A 17,007-nucleotide genomic window follows, 5' to 3' on the forward strand; every position below is an offset into this window, starting at 1 on the left:
GCAAGGTCCCGGCGTTGCCGGGCCTTTGCGCGGCAGCCGGGCCGGCCATCAGTGCTCCTGCTGCTGCGCGGCCTGCTGCAAGGCGCGGTAATGCGCTAGTTGCTGCGTCTGCTGCTGCTCGGCCTGGTCGCGTTGCGCCTGCTGGTGCTGCAGCAGCGCCTGCAGGTCGCTCACCACCCCGCGCTGCTTGGCGATGCTGTCCTGCAGGAACTTCGGCACCGGCTGCTTGTTGTGCTCGGCTTCGGCGGCGCGCCCCAGCAGCTCGGTCAACGCCTGCTCCTGGCTGCGCAGGTTGAGCTTGCTGGTGTGGATCTGCTGATCCATGCCCGTCAGCGACTGCTGCAGCGAAGCCTTGTACGAAGCCTCGTCGGGATAGCTGTTGAGCATCTGCTCGTCGGCGCGGGCCCGGTCGTCCGCCACGCGCTTGGCCGCCGCCTGCTGCGCGGCCAGCTTCTGCGCGGCGTCGCGTTCCTGCGGGGTGAGCTGGCGCTGCACGCGCTGCACCACCAGGCCCTGGTCGTTGACCACCGAATAGCCGAACTTGAGCGCATCCTGGGTCAGGCTGTCGCTGAAATGCATCTCGCCCTGGCCGTCTATCCACTTGTAGCGCAGGCTTCTGTCCGAGCCTTGCTGGGCGCAGGCCGAGGCGCTGGCAAGCAGCGCGGCGGCGAACAGGATGGCATGTGGCTTGCGCATGTATGAATCTCCCCGTGGCCGGCAGTATATATAGGTGCCGGTGTCGTCTTTAGCCGTGTGCACCGTACCGTTCGCGATAAGCCACGAGCCGGGCATGCTCGGCGGCCAGCTCCGGGCGTTCGCCCGCATAGGCCAGCACGTCGGCGAGGCTGGTGATCGCGATCACCGGGATGCCGTGGTCGCGCGCCACTTCCTGCGCGGCGGAGAGTTCGCCCTGGCCGCGCTCCTGCCGGTCCAGCGCGATCAGCACGCCGGCCGGCTCGGCGCCATGCGCGCGGATCAGCGCCAGCGACTCGCGCACCGCGGTGCCGGCGGTCATCACGTCGTCCACGATCAGCACGCGGCCCTGCAGTGGCGCGCCCACCAGCACGCCGCCTTCGCCGTGGTCCTTGGCTTCCTTGCGGTTGTAGGCCCAGGGCAGGTCGCGGTCGTGCCGGTCGGCCAGTGCGATGGCGGTGGCGGCGGCCAGCGCGATGCCCTTGTAGGCGGGGCCGAACAGCATGTCCACCGCGATGCCCGCGTTCACCACCGCGGCGGCGTAGGCGCGGCCGAGCTGGCCCAGCGCGGCACCGCTGTCGATGCGCCCCATGTTGAAGAAGTACGGGCTCTGCCGTCCGGATTTCAGCGTGAATTCGCCGAAGCGCAGCACTTCGCGCTGCAGGGTGAGTTCGATGAAGTCGCGCTGGTAGTCGTGCATGGGAACTTCCGTCAGGGCAGGTGGCGCCACAGCAGGTGCTGCGGTCCGGAGCGGCCGCCATGGTACCGCGTGCCGCTGTCCGCGAAGCCCGCGCGCCGGTACAGCGCCAGTGCCGCGGCGTTGCTGCAGTTCACCGTGAGCACGATGCGGCGCGCCTGCGGATGGCGCTGCGCGAGGTCGGCCAGCAGTACGCCCAGCGCCCGCGCGCCAAGGCCGCGGCCCTGCCACGCGGCATCCAGCTGGAACGAGCGCAGGCCCAGCGCCTCCGCATCCGCGTCGCGCCCGGCGAGGCTGCGCGCGCTGCGCTCGATGCGGTAGTAGCCGATCACGGCATCGCCCAGCAGTATCGCCATCGGCTGGCTGCCCGGGCACTGCTCGGCATCGGGCAGGGTGCGCGCGGGCGGGCTCACGAAATCGTCCTGTTCCGGTCGCGCGTGCAGGCGCAGCACGGCCTCGCGCAATTCGGCGGTGACGGGCTGGACGCGGAGGATGGGCGGCGCGGGCATGGTTGCTATCATGCCTGCATCGCTCCGGGAGTCGTGCATGCGCATCATCAGCCTCAACGCCAACGGCATCCGTTCCGCCGCGACCAAGGGCGTGTTCGAATGGCTGCGCCAGCAGCGCGCGGACGTGGTCTGCCTGCAGGAAACCAAGGCGCAGGAAGACCAACTCGCCGACCCGATGTTCCGGCCCGGCGGCCATCATTGCTTCTACCGCGACGCCAGCAGCAAGAAGGGCTATTCCGGCGTGGCGATCTACGCGAAGCGCGAGCCCGATGAGGTGCGCACCGCGCTGGGCTGGGACGAATTCGACAACGAAGGCCGTTACGTCGAGGCGCGCTTCGGCAAGCTCAGCGTGGTCTCGCTGTACGTGCCGTCAGGTTCCTCCGGCGAGGAGCGCCAGCAGTTCAAGTTCAAGGCGATGGACTGGCTCGCTCCCATCCTCGACGAGTGGCTGGCGAATGGCCGCGACTACGTGCTGTGCGGCGACTGGAACATCGTGCGCAGCGCGAAGGACATCAGGAACTGGAAGTCCAACCAGAAGAACTCCGGCTGCCTGCCGGAGGAGCGCGCCTGGATGGACGGCCTGGTCGAACGCGGCTGGGTGGACAGCTACCGCACCCTGCATCCGGAAGGCCAGGACTACACGTGGTGGTCGAATCGCGGCAATGCGCGCGCGAACGACGTGGGTTGGCGCATCGACTACCAGCTCGTCACGCCCGCGCTGGGCCAGCGCCTGGAGCGTTGCGCGATCTACCGCGACGAACGCTTCTCCGACCACGCGCCGTACACCGTCGACTATGCCGACTGAGGCCGCGGCGGCATCGCGCAAGCCGTCGGTGTGGCAGGCGTTCTCGCAGCCGTCCGCGTGGACGCTGTGCCTGCTCGGGTTTTCCTCCGGGCTGCCGTTCCTGCTGGTGTCCGTCACGCTTTCACTGTGGTTGAAAGAGAACGGAATCGCGCTGAAAGACGTCACGATGATCGCCAGCGCGGGCATGACCTATGTGCTCAAGTTCCTGTGGGCGCCGTTGCTGGATCACTGGCGGTTGCCGTTGTTCGGGCGGCTGGGTCAGCGGCGTGGATGGCTGCTGCTTGCCCAGCTCGGCGTTACCGTGGGCTTGCTGGCGATGGCGGCGCTGACGCCAAAACAGTTGCCGTTGTTCGTCGCGGTCACGTTGTTCGTCGCCTTCATGGGCGCCACGCAGGACATCGCCATCGATGCCTACCGCATCGAAATCGCGCCGCCCTCGGCGCAAGGCGCGCTGGTGGCAACATATGTACTGGGTTACCGGCTGGGTGTCCTGCTGTCCGGCGCGGTGGCGCTGATTCTTGCCGACCACATCACGTGGTCTTCGGTCTATGTGCTGATGGCGGTGGCGATGCTGGTGCCGGTGACGACCACGCTGGCCATGCGCGAGCCGGAGATTGTCCGCGTTGCTTCTTCGAATTGGGGCAATGCCCTGCGTGAAGGCGTGATCGATCCGTTCGTGGACTTCTTCCGCCGCTACGGCTGGTACGTCGCTGGGCTCACGCTGCTGCTGATCCTGCTGTTCAAGCTGCCCGAGCAGTCCATCGGCACCATCTTCAACCCGTTCATGCGCGACATGGGCTTCAGCAAGACCGAGATCGGCGCCGTCACCAAGATTTACGGCGTCTGGATCGGCATCATCGGTGCCTTCGCGGGCGGCGCGGCGGTGGCGCGATGGGGGGCGTGGCGATCGCTTGGCGGCTGCATCGTGCTTGGTGCGGTCAGCAACCTGCTGTACCTGTTGCTTGCCAGTCATCCCGGCCACCTTTCGATGCTTGCGCTGGCGATTTCCGGACAGAGTTTCTTCGAAGCCATGCTGGGTCCACCATCGGTGGCGTTCCTTTCCATGTTGGTGAACCGCCAGCACACCGCGACGCAGTACGCGCTATTGAGTTCGCTGGTGAATTTGCCGGGCAAGGCGCTCGGCTTTTTTGCGGGTGGCATCGTCACCGTCATCGGCTACGGCGGATATTTCGCCATCACCGTGGTCTCGGTGCTTCCGGCGATGCTGCTGTTCGCCTGTCTCTGGCGGCGCTTCGATCCGCTTGCCGCGCCTTCCGCCAACGAAAGCTGAAGGCGCTTTGCGAACTGCGCCACGAATCGCCGTGCTGCCCGTTGCCGGCTGTGCTGCGGGCGGCGACGATCATCGGCACAGGGGGCGGACAACGAAGCGACGGTGCCATGCCCGATCTCGTGATACGCCAAGTCGATCATCTGCTGGCCGAACGCATCCGCTCCTTTGCCAAGGCGCGCGAATGGAGCATCAACGAGGTATTGCTGCACGCGCTGCGGCGTGGCCTCGGTGCCGCCGAGAACGGCCAGCTTGCCGAAACGTCGGTCGATGGCGACGAACTCGCCATGCTGGCCGGCCCGTGGAATGCCACCGAGCAGGCGGTGTTCCACGAAACGGTGCAGGCGCTTTCGGTCGCCCGTGGCGACCCGTTGCGGCGCCTGGGCGAAGTGGCCTGCGGCGACTAGAGCATGAGTACGGTGCTGCTGTCTTCGGGTTTCCCGCGGGCCGCATCGCGCTGTTCGCTCCAGGCATCCTGCAGGCGCCGGCGCACCACGTCGAAGCGGGTGACTGCGTCCTTGCGGTCGGGAAACGCCCGGCTGTTCTCCGCCTGCAAGGCGAGCATGCGGCTGTCCTGCATGGCGACCCTGCGGATGAAGGGCCATACGAATGCCCGCACCGCCCAGGCCGGGACGCGCCGGCCGTCGAGGTGCAACATGCCGATCAGGCGTGTGCGGTCGTGCGTTTCCGGGCTGAAATGCATGGAGATGCAGGTGCGGCTGCCGTTGCGGTAGTGGTAATGGATCTGCGCCGTGCCGGGCATGCTGAAGGTGGAGCGCTCGGTTTCGCGGGGCGACTCGAACAGACGGTAGAGCAGGCCCGACTGCGTGCTTGCCCCGGCGTAATCCACCTCGAAGCCCTCCGCATGGGCACGCAGGCGTACGTCGACAGCCTGCCGAGCGCCCTTGCGACGCACGAGGCCCGTGTGCACGAAATGCGTGTGCAGTGGATCGAGCACGTTTTCCAGCGCGTCCACGATGTGCGCGTGCCACGTGGTCTGCCACAGGAATCGCCGGTTCTCCGGCGCGAGCATGCGGGCATGCGCGGGAATGTCCTCGTCGCCCGTCGCGGCAAGGCGCGCCCAGACCAGGCCATCGTGCTCGACGACCGGGACCGTTTGCGCGCGTACGCCCGGGATGCAGCCGCCGGGCGGAGCGCCGGGCAATTCGCGCAGCGCACCTTGCGCATCGAAACGCCAGCCGTGGTACGGGCATTGCAGCGTGCCCTCGACCACGCGGCCTTGGGAGAGCGGCGCGTGGCGGTGCGGGCAGCGGTCCTGGAAACCGGTCACGAGCTGTCCATCGAGTCGCGCAAGCACGATGGGGCGGTCCAGCAACATGACCCTGACCGGCTTGCGTCCGACCCTGGCCGACAGCGCCACGGCAAACCAGCGGCGATCCAGGTGCGAGGCCCACGCGCTCATAGTTTGAATCTCCGCATGATGGGGATGCCGACGTTGCGCGCCAGCCAGCCCAGCGCGTGGATCGCCCTGCGCCTGCCGGCAGGGAGATGCCCCGCGAACACGACGCTGTATTCGATGGCCGGCCGCGCGCCGCGTTGGCGCTTGAAGTGCGCGACGCCGGCACTGAGGTTGACCAGGCACTGCCGGTGGAGGGCCTCGCGCAACACGCAGGCGGCCAGCCGGCGGTAAAGGCCCAGCGACTGCGGCAACCGGGTGTCGTAGCCAACGATGGGCGAAGTGATCAGGTTGCCGAAGCCGAACAGGCCGGACACGCCCTGCAGTACGCCGTCGCTGCCGCGCAGGCCGAACAGTTGCAGGAGGCCCGCGTCGCTCCACGCCTTGATCCATGTGTGCCGGTATTGCGGATTGAGCGCGGAGTACTTGTGGATATAGAGGTCGGCGTACAGTTGCTCGGCACGCACGAAATCCTCGTCGCCAACCGTTATCTGCTCGCAGGCCGGGCCGCCTTCGCGCCGCAGCAGGGCAAGATCGCGCTTCAGGTCGGCGTGTCGCCGGGCCAGTTCGGCGACGTTCTCGAACAGGTAGACCTGACGGCTCGGCAGCAATACGCCTCCGCGCGCCGCCAGTGCCTCCAGCCAGTCGGCATGATGCAGTTCGTTGAGGGAGCGGAACCAGACGGCATGCCCGGGCCAGCGCGAAATCGCCTCGTCGATGGCCTGGTCGATGGCGACGTCCTGCAATCGCGGGTAGCTGTTGGTCGAAACCAGCCAGTTGTTGATCGCGACCGCGCGGTCGATCTCGGCACGCTGCAGCAACGTCCCCGTGCAGCGGACAAGCCCGTTCAACGGCGCGGTCAGCGCGGGACGGCCAAGCCGCGCCGTCTCCACCTGCGCGTAACTGCAATAGGTGGTGTATGGCGAGCAGACCCAGGCGTTGCCGGCCTCGGCATGGTTGATGGTGACGGGCAGGCATGCTTCTCCCGCCTGCACCGAGTCGACGCGGGTGCGTACGTTCCGGATGAACGCTTCGCTGGATGACTGCCGGTGTATCCGCAAGAACGATGCGGACCTGGCGTTGAATTCGTCCAGTGCGACGCAGGGCAGTGCGCTCATGGCGTATCCAGCGCCTCGCCGTCCCATTCGGTGTCGCGCGTGGATGCCTGCCGCATGCTGCAGCGCTGCCGTGCGGCGATATGGGCGTACGAGGCCAGGTCGAGCAGCCCGCCCAGCAGCGGCATGCGATCGCCTGCGACGGCGATGACGTCGCGGGCTTGGCGAAAGTCGCGCCACCACTCGCGAAGCGGGCGCCGCCGCAGGGGATGCCAGATGCCGGCGGCAAGCATCACGGCCGCGATCATGCGCATCTCGCGCGTGCCCGGCCTGACGCAGTCGACCGCTTCCCCCATCAGGGCCGCCGGCAAGGCATCGTCCGGCGCGAAAAGGTGCACGCCGCTGATCGCGCGCGGGTTGCATTCCAGCACCTGAAGCTCGCCTTGCCCGGATACGATCCAGTCGAACGAGAGTTGCCCGGTGTAGTCGATCTTCTGCGCGAAGCGGGCGACGAAGGCCTCGATGCCCGGCGTATCGCAAATCTCGAACACGTAACTGGAGCTGGCGTCGATGCGGTAGCTGGGTCGATAGGTCACGTGGGCGCATAAGCGTCCGCGGTCGACGACGCTGTAGGAGCACAGCTCTTGTCCGCGGCAGAACGATTGCACCACCCATGGGACATCGAGTTCGAATGGCTTCGCGTCGCGTGGCACGCCATCGGGATAGAGGCGCACGTGCACGCCGAAGCGCGAAAATTCCGGCTTGATCGCGACTGGCCGGCCGCCGGCCCAATCGCGAGCTTCATCGATGCCGTTCACGAGGGCGCTGTCCGGAACGACGGCCCCGCAATGCCTTGCTGCTTCCAGGAAGCGCCACTTGCTGTGCAGCATGGCGAGTTTGCCGAAGTCGTCCACCAGCACGCGCACGTGCGACGGCAACGCCGGGCGGACACGCGCCAGGTAGAACACCTCCTCGCAGGTCGGGATCACCAGGTCGATGCCATGGGTTTCGATCGTGCGGTTCAATGCATGCGCGTATTCGCGTATGCCATACCGCGCCGACGGCAGCACGGCATGATCGTGCGCGGCGCGCGACCAGCTCGCCATGCGGCAAGGCACGCTGTCGCCGATGACCACCTGCCATCCTTGCGCCGCGAAGCGCCTGGCGTGATCGAGCGCCACCGGCGAGCGTCCGCCGAGCACGAGCACTTTACGCATCGGCATGCCCCCGCGGTGCCGGAAGCCCTCGCACGCGCCTGCGCTTGCTGGCGAGGCCGTGCGCCGGCATGTCGCGGAACACGATGTCAGGCATGGCGATGCGCAAGGTCGCGAAGAGGGTTGCCAGGGCGGCAAGGATGGCCTGTCGTCGGCGGTCGTCGGTGGCGGGTTCGGTGGCGATGCCCAGGATGTCCGCGTCGAGCTGCTCGACCTGGTAGTCCACGATGGACGGGTCGGCGTTGAGGATGGCGCGTGTCAGGCCGTCCGCGAAAACCGGCGATCGTCCGGATCGCGTTTCGTCATGCAGCCAAACCACGTCGTCCTCGCGCCCCTCGATGCGCTCCAGCGCGATGTGCTCCGATCCGCAAGGGCAGCGTGCCGCGCGTTCGACCAGGATGTCGTTGAGGCGGTAGCGGATCACCGGCTGAGTGAAGCGGTAAAGGTCGGTGACGATGGGCGCGAAGCGGCGTTGCGCGCGGTCGATCCAGTCGCGTTCGACGATGACGCAGTCCTCGTTGAGGTGGATCGTCCCGTATGCGCAGGTCTGGCCGAGAAAGCCTTCGGTGGCCTGGTAGATCTGCTCGATGCGCACGCCCCATGTCCGTTCCATCGACGCCTGATCCAGCGGATCGAGCACTTCCGCCGCCGATATGACGCGATGCGGTGCGATGCGGGCATCGCCCCGCTGCTGCTTCTGCGCCACCAGCGCCAGCGCCTGCGCAGGGCCGACCAGGATCGTCGGGGCGTAGTCCTGCAGTTGCTGCAGTACCGCCTCGAATGGCTGCAGCAGGTCGATGTAACGGAATTGCAGCCGCGCACCGCCAATCGTGTCGTAGAGGTTGCTGCCGGCGCGCAGCAGCAACGCCACGCGTGCACGCGCCAGCAGCCCTTCCGGCAGCAGCTTGGCGAGCATGGTCGCGGCCCAGCGTTGGCGTTCGCCGTTGCTGGCCAGGAATACGCCGCGGGCACCGGAGGTGCCGGTGGACAAGCCGACGCTGACGTCGCCAAGGGCGGGCCGGAAATCGCGCGTGCGTTCCGCCCGTTCTGCCAGCGCGCAGGCTTGCGACAGCGTGATGCCGGCCGTGTTGATCGTGTCGAAGTGGCGCATCCACGCACGCTTTTCCATCAATGGCCACTGTTCCAGCGGAAGGCTCCGGCAGGGCGCATAAAACGCCGAAGCGTCGGCGACGCGTGTGCGCATCGCCTGCCAGCGGCGTTGCTGGTGCGCCAGGATCTGTTCTCGCGTGCGCAGCTTCTGCAGCCGGCGGGCGTGCAGGTATTTCAGTGCCACGCCCATCGTGTCCGTCCATCGGCTCATCGTGGGCTGTGCTCCTCGCAGTGCGATGGGACGATGCGCAGGTCCGGCTCGGACTGCCGCAGCTTCTGCAGGCGCGCCAGCGTGGCAAGGTACGCTGGCGTGTCGCCCAGCCATGACGTCACGACGGAGGGCGGCGGGACGCCATCGAGCAAGGCGCGGGACGACCATGCCGCATCGGCAATCAGGAATACCTGTCCGTCGTCCGGGGTGTGGAACAGCAGGCCGTAGTGTCCGGCTGCGTGGCCAGGCAAGGGAATGGCCAGCACGCTGCCGTCGGACCACAGGTCGTAGCCGGTTCCGAATGCGGCGAAGGAGCCGGCGAGGGCGATGCGCGGAAGTTCTTCGATCCATCGCACGCGCTGCGGGAAGTCGGTCGGCAACAGGGCGGGAAGCAGTCCGCGGCGCAAGGCGCCAAGCCGGCCGCGCGCCTGCAGGTCGTTCCAGGCCTCCCGCGAGCAGAGGATGGTGGAGTGCGGAAAGTCATGCAGTCCGCCGATGTGGTCGCCATGCAGGTGCGAGAGCATCACGGTGGCCAGGTGGCGTACGTCGATGCCATCGCGGGCGAGCTGGTCGCGCAGGCTTTCCGTTTCGTCCAGGCGTGGCGGCGTTACCGTGCGGTAGAGCCGTTCCGGCAGATGGCGCGTCGCATCGAAGAAATGCCGCGAGTAGCCGGTGTCGAACAGCATGGCGCCATGTGCCGGATGGCGCAGCAGGAAGGCGAGGGCGGGGAAGCGCGCCATCTTCCACATGCCGCCGCGCCGCGTGCCGCATTGCGGATGCATGCAGTGGCCGGCTTCGTAGGTGCGCCACTCAATGTGCGTCATGTGTGCTCCACCACTGGCTGAAACGCCGGATGCCTTCGTCGATGGAGACGCGCGGCCGGTAGCCGAGTACGCGCCGCGCATGCGAAATATCCAGGGTTTGCGCATAACCGAGCACGCCGACGCCGTAGCGGCTCAGCCGGGGTTCGGGTTGTCCGGGCCGCAGGCGGGCCGCGCCTTCTGCCAGCGCGCCCAGCATCACCGCGGCACGGCGTGGCAGGCGCACGGTCCGCACCTTCATGTCCAGCGAGGCGAACAGCCGGTCCAGCAGTTCGCGTACCGGCATGGGTTCGCCGTTGGTGATGTTGAACACCTGTGGTTCCGCGTGACGCGGGGAGACCAAGGCCGCGGCCGCGGCATCGGCGACATTGCCGACATAGGTCGTGTCGATCAGCACGCGACCGTCGCCGATCTGCGGAAACCAGCCGCGATTGGCCACGCGGAGTATGCGGGGGAAGATCGCCTGGTCGCCTTCGCCGAATACCGCGCGGGGACGCAGGACGACGCGCGACATGCGGGCATATCGCGCGTCGGCGACGCATTGTTCGGATTGCCATTTCGATTCCGCATAGGCGTTGATCCAGCGCCTGGGCGGCACGAAAGCTTCGGGAATGTCGAATTGATCCGCCAGGCGGAAATAGATGCTGGGCGATGACAAATGCACGAAGCGTTCGACGCCGGCCTGGTCCGCGGCCTCCAGCAGGCGCCGGGTGGCCTGCACATTGGCGCGCTGGAAGGCTTCACGCGGCCCCCAGGGCGAGGAGAGCGCGGCACAGTGCACCACGGCGTGGCGGCTCGCAACGAGGTTTCCCAGCGGGTCGCTGGCGATGTCCGCCGTATCGACCGCAATCGGCGTGCCCGCGAACACGGCCAGCCGCGACCTGTTGCGGCCGATCGCAAGTACGTCGTGGCCCCCGGCCGAAAGCGCGTGGGCGACGTGCGAACCGATGAAGCCCGATGCGCCGGTGACGAGTACGCGTGCCATGTCAGTAAACGAGGATGGTGCCGCCGAACGACAGGCCGGCGCCCGAGCCGACCAGCGCAATGGTGTCGCCACGCCGGACCCTGCCGGAGGTGACGGCGTGGTGCAGCGCCACCGGAATCGAGGCCGCCATCTGGTTGCCGCGCTCGGCCAGCACGCGCACCAGTTTTCCCGCGGGCAGCCCGAGCAGGGCTTCCAGATGCGCGAGCGCCTTGGCGCTGGCCTGGTGCGGGACGATGCGGTCGATTTCGTGTAGCTGGATTTTGGCGCAGGCAAGCAGGCGTTCGAGAAAGGCCGGCAGCCGCTGCGCGGCCATGCGATAGGTGTGCCGGCCATTCATCTCGAAACAGGCGCCATCGAGAAATGCCTGCATGTCCTGGCGCGGCCGGATGCGCGTCCCGCCGGAGCGCACCTGGCACAGCTCCGCGCCGGCCGAGTAGGTTTCAAAATGCGCCCCCTTGATGCCGGCACGGCTTTGCGCCGCGGCCGGGCCGATCACCACGGCGCCCGCGCCATCGCCGAACAGCATGCATGTTTCCGCATCCTCCTCGCGCAGGCCGGCCGACGCGATTTCGCTGGAAACGATCAGCACGTGGCGATAGCGCCCTGCCGCAACGGCCAGGCTCATGGTGTCCAGCGCAGCGAGGAAACTGAGGCAGGTGGCGTTGACGTCGAACGCGGGGACGCCGCTTTCGCCGAGGCCGAGCTGGCGCTGGATCAGCGCGGCCGAACAGGGAATCGCCTGTTCCATCACGCTGCATGCCGACACGATGCAGTCGAGCTGGTTCGCCTGCAGTCCCGCCGCCGCCAGCGCGGATTGCGCCGCGCGTGCGGCCATCAGCGAGGTGGTTTCGTGATCCGCGGCGTAATGGCGGCACTCGATGCCGGCGTGACGGAGCGTCCAGCCGGCGGGTTTGTTCCAGCGGATGTCGAGCGTCGAGGAGTCCACGCGATGGCTGGGCAGGTACTCGCCCGTGCCGAGGATCTGCACCGATAGCATGTGAATCGACTCCCTTCCGTGTTTGCCGGCATGGAGCGCCGGCATGTGGAGCCACCTTGCGCCAAGCGCGCGCCAGCAGGCAATGCCGCCGTTCCAGACGACGATGACGCGAGCCGTGCGGTATCGAATGATGATACTTTGTGTGGAATCGGTATCAAGAGCATGGACATGTCGGCTTCCGCCATTCTCGTGCAGGCCATCCGCGGCGAGTTGCGCCATCGCGGCATGACATATCGCGAGCTTGCCGCCCGGCTTGGGGTGAGCGAACCCACCATCAAGCGCGACCTCAGTCGTGGCGGCTTCAGCTTGCAGCGGCTCGATGGCATTTGCGAGCTGCTGGGCCTGAGCCTGGAAGACCTGATCCGCAACGAACGTTCCGCTCCGGCCGCGGTAACCGAGCTCAGCCGAAAGCAGGAGTCGGCCCTGGTCGCCGACCCCAAGCTGCTGCTGACGACCTATCTCATCCTCAACAACTGGCGCTTCGACGAAATCAGGGCGACTTTCAGGGTCGATGAAAACGAACTGGTTTCGCTGTTGCTGAAGCTCGATGCGCTGGAGATCATCGACTATCGCCCGCCCACCCGCATCCGCAAGCTCACCGCGCGCAACTTTTCATGGCGCAAGGACGGACCGGTGCACCGCTATTTCGTCGCGCGCGTGCTGCCCGAGTTTTTCGACGAGAGCTTCGGTGGCGCAAGCGACGCGTTTCATTTCGTCGGCGCGACGCTGTCGGAGGGCTCGCGGCTACGCCTGCAGGCCTCGATGGCCCGATTGATCGAGGAGTTCGAGCAATTGGCGCGCGCGGATGCGCGGCTTCCATTGAGCGCCCGCGACGGGTGCGGTGCGCTGATCGCCTTCCGTCGTTGGGAATTCTCGGAATTTACCCATCTTCGGCGGCGCCGCGCGTCTCCCGATTGAGCGTCGAGCCGGTTCAGCGCGGCGCGGCGTGGATCGCGCCGAGCTGACGAGGCCCGCGTGCGCCGGTGACGGCGGGCAGGTTGCCGGGCAGGCCGAGTAGGCGTTGCCGGGCCAGCCAGGCGAACGCGGTGGCTTCGAGGAAGTCCGGGTCGACGCCGAATGCGGCCGTGCTGGCCAACGTGCGTGGCGACAACAGATCGGCAAGCCGGCGCATCAGCGCATCGTTGTGTACACCGCCACCGCAGGCCAGCACGTCTTCCGCATCCGGTGCATGGCGCGCGATGGCTTCGGCCACGCTGCGCGCGGAGAGTTCGAGCAGGGTGGCCTGTACGTCGGCTGGTGCCAGCGTCGCCACGCGCGGATGCGTGGCCAGCCAGTCGAGATGGAAGTGTTCGCGGCCGGTGCTCTTGGGGGGCGGCAGCGTGAAATAGGGATCGGCCAGCAGGGCATCGAGCAATGTGTCGTCGACCTTGCCGCAGGCGGCGAATGCGCCATCGCGATCGAACGCTTCGCCGCGATGGCGCAGGCACCACGCATCCATCAGGCCGTTCGCGGGGCCGGTGTCGAAGCCGGTGACGTGTCCGTCGGCACCCAGCACGGTGATGTTGGCGATACCGCCGAGGTTGAGCACCACGCGGGTGTGCCCGGGATGTGCCAGCAGCATCGCATGCACGGCGGGCAGCAAGGGGGCGCCCTGTCCGCCGGCCGCCACGTCGGCGCGGCGGAAATCCGCCACCACGTCGATGCCGCAGCGCTCGGCGATGGTGGCGGGGTCACCGAGTTGTAGGGTGAATGCGTACTCGCCGGTGGGGCGATGGCGCAAGGTCTGGCCGTGCGAGCCGATCGCGCGCACGGCGGCGGCGGGCGTACCGCTTTCCTTGAGCAACACCAGTGCTGCCTCGGCAAAGCCGTGACCCAACGCGATGTCCAGTCGCCCGAAGGCGTCCAGGTCGATGGCGGTTTCACCTTGCGCCACGGCGAGGATCCGCTCGCGCAGCGCGGCCGGCCAGGGATGCGTGCGCGCGGCGAGCAGGCGCGGCTGCCCTTGCTCGAACGATACCAGCGCGGCATCGATGCCATCGACGCTGGTGCCGGAGATCAGGCCGAGGTACAGCGGTGGGGTGTCACTCACGCGGATGCGATGCTCAGTTGTCGCTGTTGGTGGCAGGCGTGTCGCTGCGGGCCAGCTTGATGTGCTGGTCGATCTGGTCGAGGCGCGCCATTTCCGGCTTCACCACGGTGGCCTTGAACTTCGCCAGTTGCGCCGCGGGCAACGGTTCGGGCTTGGGCAGGGTCACCGTCTGCGGATTGCGTTGCACGCCGTCCACGCGGAATTCGTAGTGCAGGTGCGGGCCGGTGGCCAGGCCGGTCATGCCCACGTAGCCGATGATCTCGCCCTGCTTCACGTGCGAGCCCACGCGTTCGCCGGCGGCGAAGCGTGACATGTGGCCATAGGCGGTGCTGATGTCCTTGTTGTGCTGGATCAGCACGAAGTTGCCGTAGCCGTTTTCCCAGCCGCGGTACTTGATGACGCCATCGCCGGCGGCGTGGATCGGCGTGCCGGTGGGCGCGGCGTAGTCCACGCCCTTGTGCGCGCGCATCAGGCCGAGGATCGGGTGCATGCGCGCGGCGCTGAAGGTGGAGGAGATGCGGGTGAAATCCACCGGGATGCGAAGGAACGACTTCTGCAGCGGGCGGCCGTCCTCGCTGAACCAGCCGTAGCTGCCGTCGTCCTTCCTGAAGCGGTAGGCGGTGTAGCGCTTGCCCTGGTTCACGAACTCGGCGGCCACGATGTCGCCTTCGCCGTAGCGCGCACCATCGCGGTAGATGTCGTCGTAGATCACGGTGAAGCTGTCGCCTTCGCGCAGGTCCTGCACGAAGTCGATGTCGTACTTGAACAGGTCGGCGAGCTTGCCCACCATCGATGCGCTGAGGCCGGCCTGGTCGCCCGCGGCGTACAGACTGCTGCGGATCACGCCATGCGCCACTTGCTCGCGCATGTCCATGTCGCGCGGTTGCAGCGTAAGTGCGGGCTCCGGTCCGTCGAGGCGCACGATGGCGCGGTTGGCCTGGTCCTTGTCGAAGCGCACGCCGCGCAGGCTGCCGCCGGGACCGAGCAGGAAGTCGAACTCCTCGCCAGGATGGATGTGGTGCAGCGCGGATTTCGCATCGCCGGCGGCATCCATCACCTTCTGCAGGTCGGTGAGGCTCAGGCCGCGGCTGCCGAAGATGTCCGACAGCGTCTGGCCCGGTTGCACGCGCACCACTTGCCAGTCGTCCACCGTGGCGGCGGCTTGCGGAATCGGATCGGGCTTCGGCAACGCCAGCGGCAGCAGGGTGTGTGCCTCGGCCGTGGACGCAGGCCTCATCGCCGTGGCCCATGCCGGCATGATGAGGCCGGAGAGCAGGGTCGCCATCAGCGCGGTGCCGGCCAGCACCCAGCGTTCACGGTGCCAGTGGATCGGCGCTGTGGATTCCGAACGATCGAACGACCAGTGCGCGCAGCGCTCGTAGAAGCTGGTGTGGCGACGCTGTGCCTTGCGGCAAATGGCCTGCTTGCGTGCGCGGAGCCCCCCCCGGATTTTCCCACTCATGCTGCGCGGACCTCGTCGTACAAAGTAACAATCCCGCGTAACATAGACGTCGTGTGACAAGTGCGTCAATCCCTTTCCCATCAAGGGTTTGCGCTTGGTTTTCGATTAACGCACAATTAACGTTGAAACGTGATTGCCATCGCCCCAATGGCTGTCATGGCAACCATAACCTCCGAGGAATGCATGAGCGAAGCTGAGCAGGCGTTGGCCACGATTGCGCGTGGCGCCGACGAAATCATCAAGCAGGAGGATTTGCTGGAGCGGTTGAAGGCGGGTCGCCCGCTGCGCATCAAGGCCGGCTTCGATCCCACCGCGCCGGACCTGCATCTGGGGCACACCGTGCTACTCAACAAGATGCGCCAGTTCCAGGATCTGGGGCATCAGGTGATCTTCCTGATCGGCGACTTCACCGGCATGATCGGCGACCCCACCGGCAAGAACGCCACGCGCAAGCCGCTCACCCGCGAGGACGTGCTGAAGAACGCCGAGACCTATGCTGCGCAGGTCTACAAGGTGCTCGATCGCGAGCGCACCGAGGTGCGCTTCAACTCCGAGTGGTTCAGCAAGATGGGTGCGGCCGACATGATCAGGCTCGCCGCGCAGCACACCGTGGCGCGCATGCTGGAGCGCGATGACTTCGCCAAGCGCTATGCCGCGCAGCAGCCGATCGCCATCCACGAATTCATGTATCCCCTGACCCAGGGCTATGACTCGGTGGCGCTGGAGGCCGACGTCGAGCTGGGCGGCACCGACCAGAAGTTCAACCTGTTGATGGGCCGTGGCCTGCAGGAGCACTTTGGGCAGAAGCCGCAGATCGTGCTCACCATGCCGCTGCTCGAGGGCCTGGACGGCGTCAACAAGATGTCCAAGTCGCTGGGCAACTACATCGGCATCGACGAGCCTGCGATCGACATCGTCACCAAGACGATGAAGATCGGCGATGAGTTGATGTGGAAGTGGATCGACCTGCTCAGCTTCGAGATCGGCGTCGATGAAGCAAAGGCGCTCAAGCAAGCCATCGAGAGCGGTGGCCTGAATCCTCGCGACGTGAAGTTGCGTCTGGCACGGGAACTGGCCACGCGCTTCCACGATGCGGCTGCTGCCGAACAGGCCGTTGCGGGCTGGCATGCCGTGGTCCGCGGCGAAGGTGACACTTCGCTGCTGCCGCTCACCGAAGTCGTTGTGCCGGCCGAGGGCCTGCGCCTGCCGGCCTTGCTTACGGCAGCGGGACTCACCGCGAGCAACTCCGAGGCAAGCCGCAAGCTCAAGGAGCGGGCGGTACGCATCAATGCGGAAGTGGTTGAGGACGCGCAACGCGTATTCGCCGCAGGATTCGAAGGCGTGCTGCAGGTCGGCAAGCGCAACTTTGCTCGGGTGCGATTGACCGGCGGTTGATCGTCAGGCGCGATTTCGGAGTTTGTTTCGCGCAAGATCAATGACTTGTGCGAAAGAGCAAAAATTCTTCGAAGAAAGTGCTTGCCAATATGGGGGGGGCTGCCTACTATTCGCGCCCCGCTGCCGCATCGGCACGGTGCGCCACCCACCCCGCAGAAAAATAGTTCTTCGAGGGTGTTGACGGACCGAAAAGACGATGTATAGTAGGCGGCTCACCGGGACGAAATGTCCTGAAGCGGAAAGCTCCGCGGTGATTGGATCTTTGACAGTGTGCACAGGTGAATTGTGTGGACGCCTT

The 17,007-nt window shown here is 66.8% G+C and carries 17 protein-coding genes; 5 read left to right on the forward strand and 12 right to left on the reverse strand.

Translation table 11 applies throughout. The annotated features are described in order from the left end of the window. Positions 1 to 48: 48 nt before the first annotated feature. Genes IHE47_RS00555 through IHE47_RS00565 form a run of 3 tightly spaced genes read right to left on the reverse strand, consistent with a single transcriptional unit; the run spans position 49 to position 1,899 of the window. The gene (locus IHE47_RS00555) at positions 49 to 696 is read right to left on the reverse strand and encodes a DUF4124 domain-containing protein (RefSeq protein WP_192103085.1); all 648 of its coding nucleotides are present in this window, start codon (positions 694 to 696) and stop codon (positions 49 to 51) included. A 49-nt stretch (positions 697 to 745) separates the two neighbouring features. Beyond that, positions 746 to 1,393, reverse strand: coding sequence for an orotate phosphoribosyltransferase (pyrE, locus tag IHE47_RS00560; RefSeq protein ID WP_192103087.1), 648 nt, complete (start codon positions 1,391 to 1,393; stop codon positions 746 to 748). Between the two features lie 11 nt (positions 1,394 to 1,404). Beyond that, positions 1,405 to 1,899, reverse strand: a complete 495-nt coding sequence (locus IHE47_RS00565) for a GNAT family N-acetyltransferase (protein WP_192103089.1) — start codon at positions 1,897 to 1,899, stop codon at positions 1,405 to 1,407. A gap of 37 nt (positions 1,900 to 1,936) precedes the next feature. On the opposite strand from IHE47_RS00565, the gene IHE47_RS00570 reads away from it, so the two are divergent. The 3 genes from IHE47_RS00570 to IHE47_RS00580 all read left to right on the forward strand — a co-directional run bounded on the left by IHE47_RS00570 (position 1,937) and on the right by IHE47_RS00580 (position 4,399). Beyond that, on the forward strand, positions 1,937 to 2,704 hold the full coding sequence (locus IHE47_RS00570; RefSeq protein ID WP_192103091.1) for an exodeoxyribonuclease III: 768 nt from the start codon (positions 1,937 to 1,939) through the stop codon (positions 2,702 to 2,704). A gap of 64 nt (positions 2,705 to 2,768) precedes the next feature. Continuing rightward, on the forward strand, positions 2,769 to 3,995 hold the full coding sequence (locus tag IHE47_RS00575; protein WP_192103121.1) for an MFS transporter: 1,227 nt from the start codon (positions 2,769 to 2,771) through the stop codon (positions 3,993 to 3,995). A gap of 107 nt (positions 3,996 to 4,102) precedes the next feature. Next, a complete protein-coding gene (locus IHE47_RS00580) occupies positions 4,103 to 4,399 on the forward strand; it encodes a hypothetical protein (RefSeq protein WP_192103093.1) in 297 nt (98 codons plus the stop codon). Here the strand turns inward: IHE47_RS00580 and IHE47_RS00585 are convergent. Genes IHE47_RS00585 through IHE47_RS00615 form a run of 7 tightly spaced genes read right to left on the reverse strand, consistent with a single transcriptional unit; the run spans position 4,396 to position 11,847 of the window. Then, positions 4,396 to 5,373 carry a Rieske 2Fe-2S domain-containing protein gene (locus tag IHE47_RS00585; protein WP_343227410.1) on the reverse strand — a complete coding sequence of 326 codons (978 nt, stop codon included), beginning with the start codon at positions 5,371 to 5,373 and terminating at the stop codon, positions 4,396 to 4,398. The two genes, IHE47_RS00580 and IHE47_RS00585, sit on opposite strands and share 4 nt — an antisense overlap. A gap of 38 nt (positions 5,374 to 5,411) precedes the next feature. Beyond that, the gene (locus tag IHE47_RS00590; RefSeq protein ID WP_192103102.1) at positions 5,412 to 6,527 is read right to left on the reverse strand and encodes a hypothetical protein; all 1,116 of its coding nucleotides are present in this window, start codon (positions 6,525 to 6,527) and stop codon (positions 5,412 to 5,414) included. After that, positions 6,524 to 7,681, reverse strand: a complete 1,158-nt coding sequence (locus IHE47_RS00595) for an ATP-grasp domain-containing protein (RefSeq protein WP_192103104.1) — start codon at positions 7,679 to 7,681, stop codon at positions 6,524 to 6,526. The genes IHE47_RS00590 and IHE47_RS00595 overlap by 4 nt, the downstream gene beginning before the upstream one ends. Beyond that, complete coding sequence (locus IHE47_RS00600) at positions 7,674 to 8,999, reverse strand: F390 synthetase-related protein (protein WP_192103106.1); 1,326 nt, start codon at positions 8,997 to 8,999, stop codon at positions 7,674 to 7,676. Before IHE47_RS00600 ends, IHE47_RS00595 begins: the two co-directional genes overlap by 8 nt. Next, positions 8,996 to 9,823 (reverse strand): MBL fold metallo-hydrolase, encoded by an 828-nt coding sequence (locus IHE47_RS00605; RefSeq protein WP_192103108.1) that lies wholly within the window; start codon positions 9,821 to 9,823, stop codon positions 8,996 to 8,998. The genes IHE47_RS00600 and IHE47_RS00605 overlap by 4 nt, the downstream gene beginning before the upstream one ends. After that, positions 9,810 to 10,805: an NAD(P)-dependent oxidoreductase gene (locus IHE47_RS00610; RefSeq protein ID WP_192103110.1), complete on the reverse strand. Its 996-nt coding sequence runs from the start codon at positions 10,803 to 10,805 to the stop codon at positions 9,810 to 9,812. The genes IHE47_RS00605 and IHE47_RS00610 overlap by 14 nt, the downstream gene beginning before the upstream one ends. Before the next feature lies 1 nt (position 10,806). Continuing rightward, positions 10,807 to 11,847, reverse strand: a complete 1,041-nt coding sequence (locus tag IHE47_RS00615) for a beta-ketoacyl-ACP synthase 3 (protein ID WP_192103124.1) — start codon at positions 11,845 to 11,847, stop codon at positions 10,807 to 10,809. Positions 11,848 to 11,970: 123 nt separating this feature from the next. Between IHE47_RS00615 and IHE47_RS00620 the strand changes: the two genes are divergently transcribed. Further along, the gene (locus tag IHE47_RS00620; RefSeq protein WP_192103111.1) at positions 11,971 to 12,720 is read left to right on the forward strand and encodes a helix-turn-helix transcriptional regulator; all 750 of its coding nucleotides are present in this window, start codon (positions 11,971 to 11,973) and stop codon (positions 12,718 to 12,720) included. Positions 12,721 to 12,733: 13 nt separating this feature from the next. Here IHE47_RS00620 and IHE47_RS00625 read toward each other — a convergent pair whose 3' ends face one another. Together IHE47_RS00625 and IHE47_RS00630 are read right to left on the reverse strand one after the other, a co-directional pair. Continuing rightward, positions 12,734 to 13,852, reverse strand: coding sequence for an anhydro-N-acetylmuramic acid kinase (locus IHE47_RS00625; protein WP_192103114.1), 1,119 nt, complete (start codon positions 13,850 to 13,852; stop codon positions 12,734 to 12,736). Positions 13,853 to 13,865: 13 nt separating this feature from the next. Next, the gene (locus IHE47_RS00630; RefSeq protein WP_192103116.1) at positions 13,866 to 15,314 is read right to left on the reverse strand and encodes a M23 family metallopeptidase; all 1,449 of its coding nucleotides are present in this window, start codon (positions 15,312 to 15,314) and stop codon (positions 13,866 to 13,868) included. 183 nt (positions 15,315 to 15,497) lie between these two features. Between IHE47_RS00630 and tyrS the strand changes: the two genes are divergently transcribed. After that, positions 15,498 to 16,709 carry a tyrosine--tRNA ligase gene (tyrS, locus tag IHE47_RS00635; protein ID WP_192103118.1) on the forward strand — a complete coding sequence of 404 codons (1,212 nt, stop codon included), beginning with the start codon at positions 15,498 to 15,500 and terminating at the stop codon, positions 16,707 to 16,709. Positions 16,710 to 17,007: the final 298 nt, after the last annotated feature.

Source organism: Rhodanobacter sp. DHB23, from assembly GCF_014842975.1.
GTDB lineage: Bacteria > Pseudomonadota > Gammaproteobacteria > Xanthomonadales > Rhodanobacteraceae > Rhodanobacter_A.